Origin of the sequence: Nonomuraea indica (assembly GCF_002850745.1) — a bacterium.
GTDB classification, from domain to species: domain Bacteria; phylum Actinomycetota; class Actinomycetes; order Streptosporangiales; family Streptosporangiaceae; genus Nonomuraea; species Nonomuraea indica.
The window spans coordinates 241,865-256,700 of sequence record NZ_KZ559471.1 but is presented as its reverse complement, the minus strand read 5'-3'; the positions used below and the strand labels follow the sequence as shown (position 1 = coordinate 256,700).

The 14,836-nt window shown below is 72.6% G+C and carries 14 protein-coding genes; 8 read left to right on the top strand and 6 right to left on the bottom strand.

Translation table 11 applies throughout. The annotated features are described in order from the left end of the window. Window positions 1-250: 250 nt before the first annotated feature. The 5 genes from CXR44_RS17915 (at window position 251) to CXR44_RS17895 (ending at window position 7,186) form a co-directional block, all read left to right on the top strand. A complete protein-coding gene (locus tag CXR44_RS17915) occupies window positions 251-2,008 on the top strand; it encodes an alpha/beta hydrolase (RefSeq protein WP_101787204.1) in 1,758 nt (585 codons plus the stop codon). 25 nt (window positions 2,009-2,033) lie between these two features. Beyond that, window positions 2,034-2,486: a hypothetical protein gene (locus CXR44_RS17910; protein ID WP_144069994.1), complete on the top strand. Its 453-nt coding sequence runs from the start codon at window positions 2,034-2,036 to the stop codon at window positions 2,484-2,486. A gap of 43 nt (window positions 2,487-2,529) precedes the next feature. Beyond that, the gene (locus CXR44_RS17905) at window positions 2,530-2,964 is read left to right on the top strand and encodes an RpiB/LacA/LacB family sugar-phosphate isomerase (protein ID WP_101787202.1); all 435 of its coding nucleotides are present in this window, start codon (window positions 2,530-2,532) and stop codon (window positions 2,962-2,964) included. A gap of 277 nt (window positions 2,965-3,241) precedes the next feature. Then, window positions 3,242-5,719 carry a Tex family protein gene (locus tag CXR44_RS17900; RefSeq protein WP_101787201.1) on the top strand — a complete coding sequence of 826 codons (2,478 nt, stop codon included), beginning with the start codon at window positions 3,242-3,244 and terminating at the stop codon, window positions 5,717-5,719. A 105-nt stretch (window positions 5,720-5,824) separates the two neighbouring features. Beyond that, the gene (locus CXR44_RS17895; RefSeq protein ID WP_219601863.1) at window positions 5,825-7,186 is read left to right on the top strand and encodes a hypothetical protein; all 1,362 of its coding nucleotides are present in this window, start codon (window positions 5,825-5,827) and stop codon (window positions 7,184-7,186) included. A gap of 466 nt (window positions 7,187-7,652) precedes the next feature. Here the strand turns inward: CXR44_RS17895 and CXR44_RS17890 are convergent, their stop codons facing one another. The 4 genes from CXR44_RS17890 to CXR44_RS17875 all read right to left on the bottom strand — a co-directional run bounded on the left by CXR44_RS17890 (window position 7,653) and on the right by CXR44_RS17875 (window position 10,378). After that, a complete protein-coding gene (locus tag CXR44_RS17890; RefSeq protein ID WP_101787199.1) occupies window positions 7,653-8,108 on the bottom strand; it encodes a hypothetical protein in 456 nt (151 codons plus the stop codon). A gap of 104 nt (window positions 8,109-8,212) precedes the next feature. Continuing rightward, window positions 8,213-8,569 (bottom strand): STAS domain-containing protein, encoded by a 357-nt coding sequence (locus tag CXR44_RS17885; RefSeq protein WP_245899256.1) that lies wholly within the window; start codon window positions 8,567-8,569, stop codon window positions 8,213-8,215. 71 nt (window positions 8,570-8,640) lie between these two features. Next, window positions 8,641-9,615 carry a phosphotriesterase family protein gene (locus tag CXR44_RS17880; protein ID WP_101787361.1) on the bottom strand — a complete coding sequence of 325 codons (975 nt, stop codon included), beginning with the start codon at window positions 9,613-9,615 and terminating at the stop codon, window positions 8,641-8,643. Between the two features lie 322 nt (window positions 9,616-9,937). After that, window positions 9,938-10,378, bottom strand: a complete 441-nt coding sequence (locus CXR44_RS17875; protein WP_101787360.1) for a universal stress protein — start codon at window positions 10,376-10,378, stop codon at window positions 9,938-9,940. Between the two features lie 82 nt (window positions 10,379-10,460). On the opposite strand from CXR44_RS17875, the gene CXR44_RS17870 reads away from it, so the two are divergent. Continuing rightward, window positions 10,461-10,826 carry a hypothetical protein gene (locus CXR44_RS17870; RefSeq protein WP_101787197.1) on the top strand — a complete coding sequence of 122 codons (366 nt, stop codon included), beginning with the start codon at window positions 10,461-10,463 and terminating at the stop codon, window positions 10,824-10,826. On the opposite strand, the gene CXR44_RS17865 is transcribed toward CXR44_RS17870, so the two are convergent. Both CXR44_RS17865 and CXR44_RS17860 read right to left on the bottom strand, forming a co-directional pair. Further along, window positions 10,787-11,428, bottom strand: a complete 642-nt coding sequence (locus CXR44_RS17865; RefSeq protein WP_180903521.1) for a DUF998 domain-containing protein — start codon at window positions 11,426-11,428, stop codon at window positions 10,787-10,789. The two genes, CXR44_RS17870 and CXR44_RS17865, sit on opposite strands and share 40 nt — an antisense overlap. Before the next feature lie 192 nt (window positions 11,429-11,620). Then, window positions 11,621-12,556, bottom strand: a complete 936-nt coding sequence (locus CXR44_RS17860) for an anti-sigma factor RsbA family regulatory protein (RefSeq protein ID WP_101787195.1) — start codon at window positions 12,554-12,556, stop codon at window positions 11,621-11,623. Between the two features lie 223 nt (window positions 12,557-12,779). Between CXR44_RS17860 and CXR44_RS17855 the strand changes: the two genes are divergently transcribed. Beyond that, window positions 12,780-13,133 carry a hypothetical protein gene (locus CXR44_RS17855; RefSeq protein ID WP_101787194.1) on the top strand — a complete coding sequence of 118 codons (354 nt, stop codon included), beginning with the start codon at window positions 12,780-12,782 and terminating at the stop codon, window positions 13,131-13,133. A 181-nt stretch (window positions 13,134-13,314) separates the two neighbouring features. Continuing rightward, window positions 13,315-14,793, top strand: a complete 1,479-nt coding sequence (locus CXR44_RS17850) for a DUF2079 domain-containing protein (RefSeq protein WP_101787359.1) — start codon at window positions 13,315-13,317, stop codon at window positions 14,791-14,793. Window positions 14,794-14,836: the final 43 nt, after the last annotated feature.

Here is a 14,836-nt window from a genome sequence, read left to right as displayed (position 1 = left end):
ACGAGACCGGCCGCGCCGGACGGACGCCCGCGCGCCATGGCCGTCAGCGCGGCCTGCCGGCTCACCGCCGGCCCTGCCCACAGCCCTGCCTATGGCACCTGGACGGCGGGGCGTACCGACGGCACCTGGACGGGAGGACGTGCCGACGGCACGGGGACGGCGGAACATACCGACGGCACCGGGGCGGCGGGACGTGGCGTCGCCGGCGGGCGGGACGCCTGTGACGGCGTCCCCTGCAGGCGAGACCTCCATGCGAGCGCCGTCCGCCGGCGAGGCTTTCCGCAGGGTCGCCCTGCTCGCCGCCGAGCACCACACCGACCTCGACACCCCGACCCGGCTCATGGTGGCGCACGCCTGGGTCGGCGGCGGCGCGCCGCACTTCGCGGCCGGGCTGGCCACCCATCGAGGCTCCCTGCAGTCGGCGCTCGCCCTGGCCCTGGCCTCCCTCGCGCAGGCGGCGGCCCGCCTGGGCGCCCCGCCGCCCCCGCCCCCGTCCACGTCCACCCAGGTGCCGACGGCCCCGGCCACCCACGGTCCCTTCCGCGGCATCGACACCGGCGCCATGACGGCCCTGATCGCCGCCCTCGAAGCCGCCGCCGACCGGCTCGGCACGGCCGGCCACCGGCTGCGCGCCGAACTGGCGGCGCTCGGCCTGCCGCTCTCCCCCGCCTGGACCGTCCTGCGCGCCGCCGAGTGGACCGCCGCCCAGTGCCCCGATCTGCGCCGCCGCCTGGCCCGCATCCGGGGCTCGGCCCGCTGGATCCCCGCCGGGGTGGCCGCCCACGACCTCTTCGGCACGTACGCGGTCTCCCGCGACGCCCTCCTGGCCCGCCTGGCCACGGGCGACCAGGCGGCCCTCGCCCAGTTCCTCGCCCTGCGCGACGCCGCCGTGCCCGCCCAGGTCGCCTCCTGGTGGCGGCGCCTGCCCGACGGCGTCCGGCGGCGCCTCGTCACCCTGCCGGGCTTCGGCGCGCTCAACGGCCTGCCCGCCGCCGTGCGCGACCAGGCCAACCGCCACCTGCTCGCCACCGAGAAGGCCCGGCTCACCGCCGAGCTGTCGCGCCTGTACGGCCCCGGCGCGCTCGCCTCCATCACCGCCGACCTGCGTCACCTGGCGGTGCCCGCGGCACTGCTCGCCCAGGACGAGGCGGTCCGCCTCCTCAGGAACATCGCCATGATCGAACGCGCCCTCGCCCTCGGAGGCGTGTCCGGCCATCCCCCGGCCTACCTGCTCTCCTTCGACCTCACCGGCACCGGCCGGCTCGCCGTCTCCTGGGGCGACCCCGACACGGCCGCCGTCACCGTCACCTACGTGCCCGGCCTGAACACCCGCCTGAGCGCCTTCGCCGGCGACATCGACCGCGCCCGCGTCCTGTGGCAGCAGGCCCAGGCCACGGCCGGCTCGCGCACCATCGCCTCCATCGCCTGGCTCGGCTACGACCCGCCCCAGATCTCCGGCACCCTCACCCCGGGCGCCTCCGTCATCGGCGACGCCCCGGCCCGGCGCGGCGCCACCGAGCTCGCCGCCTTCGCCGACGGCCTCGCCGCCGCCCGCACCGGACCGGGCAGGCACGTCGTCCTCGGCCACAGCTACGGCTCCCTCGTCACCGGCCAGGCCGCCCTCCTGCGCCCGGGCCGCCTGGCGGACGAGCTCGTCTTCGTGGGCAGCCCCGGCGTCGGTGTCGACCACGCCAAGGACCTCGGCCTGCCCGCCGACCGCGTCTGGGTCGGCGAGGACCGCAACGACCCGGTCGCCAAGCTCGGCCACTTCGGCCGCGACCCCGGCAGCCCCACCTTCGGCGCCCGCCCCTTCCCCGTAGGCCGCAACCTCCTCCAGAACGCCCACTCGTCGTACTGGGATGTCGATTCCGCCTCGCTCCGCAATCTCGGCCGTATAGTCAACGAGCAATATCAGGAGCTGGAAAACCCGCCCGCCTTGTCACCTCTGCCACAACTCCTCATGCCACAATTCGGCCAGAACGAAAATATCGGCAATGCCTCTCACTAGATTCGCACGCACCATTGCCCTGATCATGACCGTGAGCGCCTGCATGCCCGAACAACCGACGCAAGAGACCGTCACCCATGTCCAAGCCCTCGAACGGGTCGAACGACTCATCCGCCAGACGGCCGCGGCCCTGACACCACCGGCAGAGCTCGAGCTCATTCCTTATTCGACTCCGCCCAACCCGTGCGCTTGGTCCGAAGACGGCATACCAGAGCGTTTCTCCATCAATCGCAAATATTGGCTTCGGGGCCTTCCCGGCGAGGGCATCGTCACAGCCGCTCGGCAGGTGCACGACCACTGGGAGGCACAAGGACACGCGATAACGTCCACCGGCGGCTTCGAAACGGGTCACCCCAGCATCACCGGTACCAGCAACCCGGACGGTTTCGTCCTCGCCCTGGCGTGGGCCGAGGGTGACAATCTCTACCTCGCCGCCACCTCCCCCTGCCTGCCGCCCCAGGACGCACCCCACCCGTGACCACGGCAGGACGCGGCCGCGCCGTTCCTGGTAGACGTGGAACATGAGAATCGCCGTTGCAGCCGACAGCCTCGACGGGGTGGCCCGGCGGGTCGTCGCGGGGCTGCGCGACCGGGGGCACCAGGTGATCACGCACGGCGCGCTGAACGACGGGGAGCGCGACGACTGGGCATGGGCCTCGGAGGCGGCGGCGCGTGATGTGAGCGAGGGCAGGGCCGACCAGGCCGTGGTGTGCTGCTGGACCGGCACCGGCGCGTCCATCGCGGCCAACAAGGTGCCCGGGGTGCGGGCCGCCCTGTGCGTCGACGCCTACACCGCCGACGGCGCGCGCCGGTGGAACGACGCGAACGTCCTTGCGCTCAGCCTGCGGCTCACCTCCGACGTGCTGCTCGACGAGATCCTCGACGCCTGGCTGGCCGGCCGGCCGAGCACGGACGAGGCCGACCGGGCGAACGTCTCGCACCTCGACGACATCTGACCCTCCCGCCCGGGAGCATTGCAGGACATGTGCCCTGATAGTGCTGCCGGGGGCATCCGGGCAGGCGAAGAAACCCCGGTCGAGCCCGGTCGGGGGCCGGAAATCGTCGGTGCCTGGCTCTAGGGTTCTCGGCATGAGCGACGCTCCCGCCCGCACCCGCCCCGTCCGCGGTGTCGGGCCCGCCGCGGGGAAGCGCGTTCACCCGTCGCGGACTCTGGTCATGAAGAACGGCTCGGTCCTGCACAATTGACCGGCGGGACCATCGAAAGGCAGGCAAGTGCTCTCTATTCACCAGCGGATCGCCGCGGAGCTCGGCGTACGCGACGGGCAGGTGCTCGCGGCCATCGAGCTGCTCGACGGCGGCGCCACGGTGCCGTTCATCGCCCGATACCGCAAGGAGGCCACCGGAGCCCTCGACGACGCGCAGCTGCGCACACTCGAGGAGAGGCTGCGCTACCTTCGCGAGCTCGAGGAGCGCCGCTCGGCGATCCTGGAGTCGATCGAGTCCCAGGGCAAGCTCGACGACGAGCTGCGCGCCCAGATCATGGCGGCCGAGACCAAGGCCCGCCTCGAGGACATCTACCTGCCCTACAAGCCCAAGCGGCGCACCAAGGCGCAGATCGCCCGCGAGCTCGGCCTCGAGCCGCTCGCCGACCGGCTGCTCGCCGACCCGACGCTGGACCCGGCCGCGGAGGCGGAGGGGTTCGTCACCGAGGGGGTCGCCGACGCCGGGGCGGCGCTGGAGGGGGCCAGGGCGATCCTCATCGAGCGGTTCGCCGAGGACGCCGACCTGATCGGCGGGCTGCGCGAGCAGCTGTGGGAGCGCGGGCGGCTGGTCGCCAAGGTCCGCGAGGGCAAGGAGGAGGCCGGCGCGAAGTTCTCCGACTACTTCGACTTCGCCGAGCCGTTCACCAAGCTGCCCTCGCACCGGATCCTGGCGATGTTCCGGGGCGAGAAGGAGGAGATCCTCAGCGTCACGCTCGAGCCGGACGACAGCCCCGACTACGAGATGCGCATCGCCTCCCGGTTCGGCGTCTCCGACCAGGGCCGGCCGGCCGACCGCTGGCTGAGTGAGACGGTCCGCTGGGCCTGGCGCACGCGCATCCTCGTCCACCTGGGCATCGACCTTCGGATGCGGCTGTGGCAGGCGGCGGAGGACGAGGCGGTGCGGGTGTTCGCCGCCAACCTCCGCGACCTGCTGCTGGCCGCCCCGGCGGGCACGCGCGTCACCATGGGGCTCGACCCCGGCCTGCGCACCGGCGTGAAGGTGGCCGTCGTCGACGCCACGGGCAAGGTGGTCGACACGGCCACCATCTACCCGCACGAGCCCAAGCGGCAGTGGGACCAGTCGCTGGCGGTGCTCGGCGCCCTGGCGCAGAAGCACGGCGTCGAGCTGATCGCGATCGGCAACGGCACCGCCTCCCGCGAGACCGACAAGCTGGCGGGTGAGCTGGTCAAGCACATGCCGTCACTCACCAAGATCGTGGTCTCGGAAGCCGGCGCGTCGGTCTACTCCGCCTCCGCGTACGCCTCCCAGGAGCTTCCCGAGCTGGACGTGTCCCTGCGGGGTGCGGTGTCGATCGCCCGCCGGCTGCAGGACCCGCTGGCCGAGCTGGTCAAGATCGATCCCAAGTCCATCGGCGTCGGCCAGTACCAGCACGACCTGGCCGAGACCAAGCTGTCCCGCTCGCTCGACGCGGTGGTGGAGGACTGCGTCAACGCCGTCGGCGTCGACGTCAACACCGCATCCGCGCCGCTGCTCACGCGCGTGTCCGGCATCGGCGCCACGCTGGCGGAGAGCATCGTGCGGCACCGCGACTCCAACGGCCCGTTCCGGACCCGCACCGCGCTCAAGGAGGTGTCCCGGCTGGGGCCGAAGGCGTTCGAGCAGTGCGCGGGTTTCCTGCGCATCCGCGACGGCGACGACCCGCTCGACGCGTCCAGTGTGCACCCCGAGGCCTATCCGGTGGTCCGGCGCATCCTCGGCTCGGTCCGGACCGACCTCAAGATGTTGATCGGCAACACGGCGGTGCTGCGCTCCATCAAGCCGCAGGAGTTCACCGACGACACGTTCGGCCTGCCGACGGTCACCGACATCCTCCGCGAGCTCGAGAAGCCCGGACGCGACCCGCGGCCGGCCTTCAAGACCGCCACCTTCAAGGAGGGCGTCGAGAAGATCTCCGACCTGGCGTCCGGGATGATCCTCGAAGGCGTGGTCACCAACGTAGCGGCGTTCGGCGCGTTCGTGGACGTCGGCGTTCACCAGGACGGTCTGGTTCACGTCTCCGCCATGTCGCGCACCTTCGTCAAGGACCCGCGCGACGTGGTGAAGCCGGGCGACATCGTCCGGGTCAAGGTTCTCGACGTGGACATCCCGCGCAAGCGCATCTCCCTGACCCTGCGCCTGGACGACGAGGCGGCCCAGTCCTCCGCCGACGGGCGCGGCCAGCGCGGCGGCGGCCCCCGCCAGGGCCGCGACAACGCCCAGCGAAGCCGCGGCGACGGCGCCCGGGGCGACGGCGGCACCGGGCAGGGCGCCCAGCGCGGCCACGGCGACGCGGGCCAGCGCGGCCGGGGCGACGGCGGGCAGCGCGGCGGCGACAACGGCCAGCGTGGCCGCGGCACCGGCGGGCAGCGCGGCACCGGTCAGGGCGGCCAGCGCGGCGGCCAGCGTCAGGACCGCCCCGCCCCTTCGGGCGCCATGGCCGAAGCCCTTCGCAAGGCGGGCCTGGCCGACCCCGGCAACACCCGCTGACCTCCGGCGGCCACCTCACGCGGCCTCGCGCAGCCCTTTCCGGGCGGCCCGAGGCCGCGTCGCACCAGGACCGTGGCGGGGTGCCGCGAGCGATACGGTCGGAGGGTGAGCACTTCGACGTTTACCATGGCGATCGCACAGGCCCGTGACCTGCTCAGGTGGCGTTCACCGCTGCGCACCGAGCTCTGGGCGGCCGGACTCGCCGCGGGGTTGGAGCAGGGCGGCGCGGCCGAGTTCGTCCGCGAGCTCATCGCCACGGACACGGCGGAGGCGCGGCTGACCCTTGCCGCCCTGCTCGGCGTGGACGGTGCTCCCCTCGCGCGGTACGGCTCCGGTGGACGTCCCGGCGAAGACGCGGGCCGAAAGGCCGGCGACGGTCGTCCGGAGGATGGCGGGCACTTCGGCGACGCGGGACTCGACGACGCGGGACTCGACGACGCGGCCGAGCCATCCGCGGCGAAGGCCGGCGCTCCGCGCGCGAGCGCCGCAGGTGGCGGTCCCACGGTGAAAGCCGGCGGGCCGGACGAGGGTGCCGCAGGTGGCGATACCGCGGTGGACGCCGGCGGCCTGGACGAGGACGCCGCGGGTGGCGGTTTCACGGTCGAGGCGGGTGCCCTGGCGGGAGGCGGCGGGGTCGGGGCGGAAGCAGGGGAGGTGCCGGCCGCCGCTGGTCGGGTGGGCACGGCCGCGGACGTCGTCGCGTGGATCGAGGCGGGGCGGGCGGCGGTGCGGGCGTCACCCGAGTGGGTGGCTCGCATGGGCCGGGTGACGTGCGAGGGGGCCAGGTACGGCAAGGCCGACCGCTACGGGCTGCAGACTCTCGCCGCGTTGCGCTTCGGCTACCCCAACGGCAAGGAGCCGCACGTCCTCGTCGTGGGCATCGACCAGGTCAACGGCGGCCTGGCGGTGGACGCGCTGGTCGATGAGCCGAGATTCCTGGACGACCTGCGGCTCGAGCCCGCCGAGCCGGGCGTGGTGGCCGGGCGGATGCTCGACGCGTTCGAGCTGACCGAACGCGTCATGGGTGCGATGGTCGCCGACACGTTTCCGTCGGTGCGGCCGTTCGCGCTGGGCCGGGCGCTTGCCGTGCCGCATGCCGTGCGGTCCGCGCCGGATGGCACGGTCTCCAGCTTCCGGGAGTTGCCCGACCTGCCGGGAGCGGCGGAGGCGTTCGAGAAACTCGTCGAGTTCGTAGGGGATCGTCCGTTGTGGTGGAGTCCTGCGAGGGTGTCCCAGTTCCTCACGGCGTGGCTGCCGCGGGAGGCCATCCTGTCGGAGGAGGCCGTCGCCGCCATGCCGGAGGTGGTGCGGGCGTGGAGCCGGTTCAACGGCGGCCATCGTGAGGTGCTGGAGCGGGTGGACGCGGACGCGCCGTCGCTGGCCGCGCTGATGGCGGATGAGTCACTGGCCGGCCTGGGCAAGCGGATCGCGCTGAACCGGCTCCGCGCCGAGGACCACCGGCGGTGAAGCCGCGTTCCGGGGGCGCCCGCAGGTGGTGATGCCCGCGCCGACCGGACTGCGCGACGTGTCCGGGGATGCGGCGAGCGCGGAAACGGCAAGGGCGACACGGCGACGGGCTGACGCGGTGGTGCTGAGAGGTCGTGGTGCTGAGAGGTCGTGGTGCTGAGAGGTCGTGGGTTGGATCGGGGACGTGGGCGGGCGGGCTATGCTGCGCAGTGACGTGTACGCCGCCCCATGGGCGTGACAAGGGAGATCGACCGATGTACAAGGAGTTCGCTGCCGAGGCCGTGGTCTGGGTGGTGCCGATCGTGGTACTCATCGGCCTGGCCCTGCTGATCACTTCCTGACCCGCCGGGGGCCGAGCCAGGCTCGGACCCCTGGCTCCCTCCCCGCCACCGGGTCCCCGCCACCGGGTCTCCGCCACCGGGTCCCCGCCTTCGGGTGCCGCGTTCCCCGCGCAGGCAGGCGGCGGTCAGCCGTAGTACTCGTAGGCGACGACCGTACGGGCCTCCCGGTCCCAGCGGATCTCTCCGTCCAGCCAGCGGTTCCACAGTTTGGCGAGTGTGCCGGAGCGGACCGTGCAGCCGGCCCACCGGGTGGCTCGGGGGCGGATGCTGCCGACGTAGTCGTAGCACGACCCGGCCTTGCGGTTGTTGATCTCCAGGCGGGCGTTCAGGGTGACGTCGTAGAGCCGCTTGCCAGAGACGTTCTTGATGCGAACCTTGATCCGGCAGGTGTCCTTGCAACGGCCGAAGTAGATCTTCGTGCGGATGAGTTTCGGGCGTGCGGCAGTGGCCGTCGCCTGGACGCCGGCGGCGGCCACGGACGTGCCGGTGGTCACCGTGGCGTGGGCGGCCGGAGAGGCCGCGGCCAGGGTCGTGGCCGTGACCGCGGCCGATAAGAGCAGGGCGGACAGGCGAGTGCGCATGGAACCCCCAGCGTGGCGAGTGGCCGCTTCCCCCGTCGAAAGCAGCCTGAGCCCCTTCGATTAACCATCACGAAGGCAACCGGGTCAACACATGTGCGGGCCGGCTACCCCGCGAACGGCGGCGCGTCCCCCGTCTCGTTGAGCTCCGCGATGGCGAGCTCGGCCGTGGTGCGGATGTCGAAGAACTTGTCGAGGGCCGTGATCGCGAACAGGTGCTTGCACCGGCCGTTGAGCCCGGACAGCAGCAACCGCCCGCCGGAGGCGGTGACCGCCTTGTGCAGGTAGACCAGGACCGACAGTCCCGAGGAGTCGCAGACGCTCACGGCCTGCATGTCGATGACGAGTAGCGGCGGCTGGGTGAGGTCGAGGGCCTTGGTCACGCGGTCGCGCACCTCCGCGGCCGACGCGAAATCGAACTCCCCCGTGAGCCTTGTGATGACACAGGAGCCCTGGAGCCCCATGCTGATCGACAAGGCTTGCTCCGAAGTCACCCAGCTCCACCTACCCGCATTGCTTGACCGATGTCACCACTTTACGCAAAGTAGCGTCTCGGGTTGAACACCAGCATCTGCCCGATCTGCTCCCGCGTCACGCCGGAATGGAGAAGTGCGGCCACGACGTCATCGTGAATGTGATCGTATCGCCAGTTAGGGGCCACCGCGCCGCGGGCCTGCTCCCATGCGCCGCCGAAGTAGTCCATGAAGCAGGCGGTGTCGTGGCTGAGCACCATCCGGTCGGCGTAGCCCCGCTCGCACAGGGCGGCGATGGTGGCCACCCGCTGGGCCGTCGGGTTGTAGATGTCGAGGCCGAACCGGTCCATGCCGAGCGTGGCCCCGGTGTCGGCCATCCGCATGAGGTAGTCGAGGTCGTTGGAGTCGCCCGCGTGCCCGACGACGACCTTGGTCAGGTCGACGCCCTCCTTGGCGAAGAGGTCGAGCGCGAGCGGCCCGGTGCCGGCGAAGGAGTTGGTGTGCACGGTGATCGGCGCGCCGGTGCGCAGGTGGGCCTGCGCGACGGCCCGGCAGATGCGCTCGACGCCGGGAACCAGGCCCTTCTCCTCGACCACGCACTTCAGGAACGCCGCTTTCACCCCGGTGTCGCCGATTCCTTCGGTCAGGTCGCGCACGAAGTCCTCGACCATCGGCTCCGGCATGTCCAGCAGCAGGCCGGGGCCGCGATGCTCGTACTGGTGCGGCAGTTCCTCGAAGCAGTAGAGGCCGGTCGCCACGATGATGTTCAACTCCGGCACCTCGGCCGCGACGCGCTGGATGCGGGGGATGTAGCGGCCCAGACCCCACACGGTCGGGTCCACGATGGTCCGCACCCCCTTGGCCGCGGCGGCGCGCAGCTTGCCGACGGCGTCGGCGACCCGGACCTCCTCGTCCCACCACGCGCCCCGGCCGTAGCTCTCCATGTGCTCCGGCGACAGGACGAAGACGTGCTCGTGCATGAGCGTCTCGCCGAGTTGGTCGAGTTCGACGGGGCCGCGGACGGTTTCGACGGGCATCAGCGCCTCCATACCGGCTGGTCGGTCGATGACTGCGGTCAGCCTAGGCCTGCCGGGCCGCCGTAACAACGGCCGCGACCGGCGGGCCCCTCCGCCGTCCCTCACCCGGGCCTCTCCGCCGCCCCCCCCATCCGGGACCTCTCCGCTGTCCACCACCCGGGACCTATCCGCCGTCCGCCGTGCGGGCCCCGTGACCGCGCGGCGGCCCGCCGCCGCCGTGGGATGCACGCCGGTCCGGCCGCACGGGTGCCGGGGCTGCTGGTGGCCGCCTGTCAGCCGGGGTCACTGAACCGGCCGTGACCTCGATCAGCGTGCCCGGTCATCAGGTCTTCGGGGCGGGCACGACCAGCACGGGCCGGTCGGCGTGGTGGAGCACCCGGTTGGCCGTGCTGCCGACCAGCAGTGACGTCAGCCCGCCCAGCCCGCGCGTACCCGTCACGATCAGCGTCGCGTCGAGCTCGTCGGCGACCTCCACGATCGACGACCACACGGCGGCCGGATGGACCTCGGCCCGCGGCGTCGCGTCGAGCCCCGCCTGGCGGGCCAGCTCGGCACCCTCGGCGGCCAGCCGCGCCATCGCCTCGCGCATCGCCTCCTCCTCCTGCGCCGACTGCCCGACCGGCATCATCAGCCCCACCGGCACCGCCACCGCCCGCTCCCACACGGTGAGCACGACGGCCCGCTGCCCCTTCAGCAGCGGGCCCGCGAACGCGATCGCGGCCTTGGCGTCCTCCGAACCGTCGTACGCGATCAATATGGTCATCGTCACCACGTCCCTCAGCCGTTTTCCTGTCCTCTACCGATCCGTGCCTGTTTCACGCCTGCGAGGCGGGTAGCCCCATGTCATGACCGTTACGAGGTTCCAGGACCTGCCGCTGGCCGACCGCGACCGGGCGTGGGACGCCGCCGCGGCGGACAAGAGGGTGCGCGCGTGGGCGGGGGCCGAGGACCGGCCCAACGAGAAGTACCGGCAGGCCCATGTGTGGTACGACGGCGACGACGCCGGCGCGTTCGGCTCGTACAAGCTGCCGATCGCCGACGTCGTCGGTGGTGAGCTGAAGGTCGTGCCGCGGGCCGTCATCGCCGCCGCCGGGGTCATGGACGGCGCCCGGGGCGGCGTCGACCTGCCCAAGGACGACATTCCCCGCGTCAGGGCGCACCTGGCGAAGTACTACGCCAAGCTGGGCGACACGCCGCCCTGGGAACGCTGAGCGGCCCGCGTGGCCGACGCCCTGAGCATCGACAGTCCCGCCGCCGCCAGCACGCCGAGCTCGGTGATCACGACGATCCGCTGGGTCAGCCCGGCCGGGATGTCGCCGTCGCCGAGCGGGATGCCCGCCATGCGCACCACGTACGGCGTCACGACCAGCACCAGCGCGCCGAGCGCGACCCCGCTGAGCACCCGCACCGCCTTGGCGTAGCGGGTCTGCGTCCTGGCCAGCAACATCCCGGCGGCAGGCATGGCGAGGAAGGCGGCGAAAGCGGCGTAGCGGTGGATGCCGCCCGACAGCGACAACGGCACTCCCGGCCGGTCGGTGGGGAAGGCCCCGATGAGGAACATGCTGACCGACCAGGCGGCGAGCAGCGCGACCACCCAGCCGCCCGCGCCGGCCCTGCGCAACGCCTCGGCGGTCAGCACGCCGCCCACCGCGAACAACGTCAGCGACGTGGGCAGCAGCCAGCCGTCCTGGTGGAAGGCGTACGTGCTGATCACGTCGTACAGCGGGTCGAGCCCGGCCCGGGCGTGCAGGGCGAGCATGGCGACGGTCCCGGCGGCGTTGGCCGCCAATCCACTCACAAGCAGAGCCTTCATGCTCCCAAGCTGGTGGAACGCGGCCTGACGAACCATCGGAGATCGGCCCGAACCGGCCCTGAGCCGACCCCTACGACCTCGGTCGGAGCATCCCTGACCCGGCCACGGTGACCTGCGCGAAGCCGGCCCCTGGTAGGGCGGGCCCCCTCAGGGTGGGGGCGGCCCGCCTCACCCGTGGCCCTGCCGCGCCGGTCAGCGGACGGGCAGGTCGAAGTAGGCGCGGATGGCGGTGCCGCCCGGGTGGGTGTGCACCCGGACGAGGTCGCTCAGCAGGTTGACGATGAGCAGCCCGCGCGAGCCGGCCACGTGGGGGTCGACCGGCCGGCGGCCCGCCAGCGGGTCGGTGATGTGGCCGGTGTCGCTCACCTCGCACACCAGCCGGCCGCCCTCGGTCCAGGCCCGCAGGACGCCGGCGCCGCCGCCGTGGTCGAGGCTGTTGGCCCCCAGTTCGGCGACCACCAGGCGGATGTCGTCGAGCCGGGCGCCGCCGAAGCCCAGCTCGGCGGCCCGTCCGGCGGCCAGCGTGCGGGCGTCCGCCAGGTTGGTGCGGTCGAACCGGAGCACGGCCGGCACGGCGGGCGCGGCCGGCTCGTCGAAGGGCAGGTTGTGCTCCATGACGACCTGGAGGGGCGCGTAGGCGTCGCTGGGGCGTTCGCCCCGCGCGTCGCGGATGACCGGGTGGGTCAGCGCCGCCTCGCGCAGGACGCGGGGCGCGAGCCGGTCGGCGTCGTACGGGCACAGGATCGTGACCTGCCGCCCGGTGAACGCGAAGTTGATCAGAGCCTCGTGCTGGGCGCAGGCAGGGTATTCGGTCACCGTGCGGCCGGGCCAGATCGGCTCGCCGATGATCCGCACGTGTGAGCCGGGGTGGCGGTCGGCGAAGGCACGCAGGACGGCGGGGATGATGCGGCCCGGGTTGCGGCCGGCCTGCTCCATGTCGAGGAGGTGGACGCGGGCGGCGTCGGCGCCGAGCGCCGACTCGATCAGCTTGAGCCGGCCGGCGGGGACCGCGACGGCGACGGGCTCGCCGGCGGCGAGGCCCTCGCCGATGAAGGCGCTGGTGGCAGCCACGTATTCCCGGTCGCCCTGGTAGAAGAGCGCCGGGTGCACGAACGGGTCCGCCAGCATCAGACTCACGGTACCCGCTCGTGCGCTGTTCACGACAAACACCTGGGTATCCCGATCGGGTGCGGGAGCCTCCCGGAGCCGCGCGGCGACGCGTAAGGCGGAGATAAAGGCTCTGTTAGTGTTGTGCAAGCGCCGATCAAGGGGCTGGCCATAATGTCCCTTCCAACACCTGACGAACGATGAAGGGCATCCGACCATGACTCCCCCTCGCCGGCGTATCGCCATGACCATCGCGACGCTTTCCCTCGCCGGCCTCACCACCGCCTGCGGCGCTCTCGGCCAGGCGGTCGACTGCAACGAGGTGGCCAACGAAGTCACCAAGATCTCGAGCGAGTTCAGCAGCTCGATGGCCAACGTCGGCACCGACCCCAAGGCCTTCGAGGCCGCCGGTGACGAGGCCGCCAAGAAGGTCAAGGACCTGGCCGGCAAGTACGACGGCGAGCTCGCCTCCGCGCTGAACGACCTGGCCGCCACCTTCGACGGGTTCGCGATCGACGAGAAGAACCCGACCGGCGCCATGGAGTCGGTGAACAAGCTCCAGGGCTTCACGACGAAGATCCAGAGCGCCTGCTCCTGACGGGCTTCCGGCCGTCGCGTCGCCTGCGGGGGGCAGTGCGCGCGGCGGCCGGCCTCTTCCCGGCGCCCCTCTTCCCGGTGCCCCTCTTCCCGTCGCCCCTCCCCCCGTCGCCTCTCCCCGGTCGCCTCTCCCGGCGCCCGTAGCGGAGCACCCGGGGTGAAAGCGGTCTAAGGTGGTCGCCGTGACGGGCGACACGCTCGCGGCCGAGTCCGAGGCGACCGCCGCCCCCCTCCCCCGCCGGCGGCTCCTCCCGAGCGGTCACCGGCTCGGCGTCGGGCTCCTCGCCCTGCTGGCCGCCGCCGCCTACTCCGTGCTCGGGCTGGTCAAGCTGGCCACCTTCCGCGCCTCGGTCTTCGACCTGGTGATCGTGGACCAGGCCGTCCGCAACTACGCGAACTTCCGCCCCCCGTACGTGCCGGCGGTGGGGAGCTTCCACCATCGGGGGCTCGACTACCTCCAGCTGGCCGACCACTTCTCCCCCGCGTACGCGCTGCTCGCGCCGTTCTACTGGGTGCACGACGGGCCGGAGTCGCTGGTGGTCGCGCAGGCGCTGCTGTTCGCCGCGGCGATCCCGTTCGTGTGGCTGTTCGCCCGGCGGGTGCTGGGCACCGGCCCGGCCTACCTGGTCGCGGCCGCCTACGCCGTGTCCTGGCCCGTCGCGCAGGCGGCGGCGTTCGACGTGCACGAGGTGATGTTCGTCCCCGTGCTCACGGCGATCATGATCGAGCGGTACCACGCGGACCGGCCGTTGCCCGCGTTCGCGGCGATGTTCGGGCTCCTCCTGGTCAAGGAGGACATGGGGCTGATGATCGTCGGGTTCGGGGCCTACCTGTTCGCCGTCGGCGACCGGTTCCGCGCCGGGTGCTGCGCGGCCGTCGGCATCGGCGGGGTGCTGCTCACCAGAGGTGCGCTGATCCCCATGCTCGGCGGCGACACCGGGGACTTCTGGGCCTACGGCCACCTCGGCCCCGACGCCCCGAGCGCCGTCCTGGCGCTGCTGCGCGACCCGGTCTCGGCCGTGCAGCTGCTGTTCGGCGCCGAGGACAAGGTCGACACGCTCTTCCTCATGGTGTGGCCGACGCTGCTGCTGTGCCTGCTGTCGCCGCTGACGCTGGCGGCCCTGCCGCACGTGCTCGAACGGATGCTGTCCGACCGTGTGCCGTGGTGGCAGGCCGACTTCCAGTACAGCGCGTTCACGGTGGTGATCCTGCTGTGCGCCGGCGTCGACGGCCTGGCCCGGCTGCTGCGCCTGCTCCGGCGTCCCGGCGACCGGTCGCTCGGGCTCGCCTGGTCGGTCGCGGTCTGCGCGGTGGCGGTGACGCTCGTGCCCAGGTTCGCCCTCGACCAGCTCTACCATCCGTCGTTCTACAAGGGTGACGAGGCCAGGATCGCGGCCGCCCGCGAGGCCGTGTCCAAGGTGCCTCCGGGGGTGGTCGTCGAGGCGGTCAACTCGGCCGGGCCCGCCCTCACCTCACGCGCCACGGTGCTGCTGTGGACCGGGCAGTCGCGCGGCGCGCCGTGGGTGGTGGCCGACACCGCCCGCTGGGAGTTCCCGTTCGGGTCGGCCGAGGACCAGGCGGCGCAGGTCGGCCGGCTGGTGGCGGAGGGCTACGCCAAGGTCTTCGAGCGTGACGGCTACGTGGTGCTGCACCGGCCCTAGGCGTACCCGGCCGTTCGCGTCCTTCGCCGGAGCCCTCGTTCGC

Excerpts from the sequence above, each read along its gene's own strand:
- CXR44_RS17915 (WP_101787204.1), top strand. The coding sequence starts at position 251 with ATGCGAGCGCCGTCCGCCGGCGAGGCTTTCCGCAGGGTCGCCCTGCTC.
- CXR44_RS17910 (WP_144069994.1), top strand. The coding sequence starts at position 2,034 with ATGACCGTGAGCGCCTGCATGCCCGAACAACCGACGCAAGAGACCGTC.
- CXR44_RS17905 (WP_101787202.1), top strand. The coding sequence starts at position 2,530 with ATGAGAATCGCCGTTGCAGCCGACAGCCTCGACGGGGTGGCCCGGCGG.
- CXR44_RS17890 (WP_101787199.1), bottom strand. The coding sequence starts at position 8,108 with ATGCGCACTCGCCTGTCCGCCCTGCTCTTATCGGCCGCGGTCACGGCC.
- CXR44_RS17885 (WP_245899256.1), bottom strand. The coding sequence starts at position 8,569 with ATGGGGCTCCAGGGCTCCTGTGTCATCACAAGGCTCACGGGGGAGTTC.
- CXR44_RS17880 (WP_101787361.1), bottom strand. The coding sequence starts at position 9,615 with ATGCCCGTCGAAACCGTCCGCGGCCCCGTCGAACTCGACCAACTCGGC.
- CXR44_RS17875 (WP_101787360.1), bottom strand. The coding sequence starts at position 10,378 with ATGACCATATTGATCGCGTACGACGGTTCGGAGGACGCCAAGGCCGCG.
- CXR44_RS17870 (WP_101787197.1), top strand. The coding sequence starts at position 10,461 with ATGACCGTTACGAGGTTCCAGGACCTGCCGCTGGCCGACCGCGACCGG.
- CXR44_RS17865 (WP_180903521.1), bottom strand. The coding sequence starts at position 11,428 with ATGAAGGCTCTGCTTGTGAGTGGATTGGCGGCCAACGCCGCCGGGACC.
- CXR44_RS17860 (WP_101787195.1), bottom strand. The coding sequence starts at position 12,556 with ATGCTGGCGGACCCGTTCGTGCACCCGGCGCTCTTCTACCAGGGCGAC.
- CXR44_RS17855 (WP_101787194.1), top strand. The coding sequence starts at position 12,780 with ATGACCATCGCGACGCTTTCCCTCGCCGGCCTCACCACCGCCTGCGGC.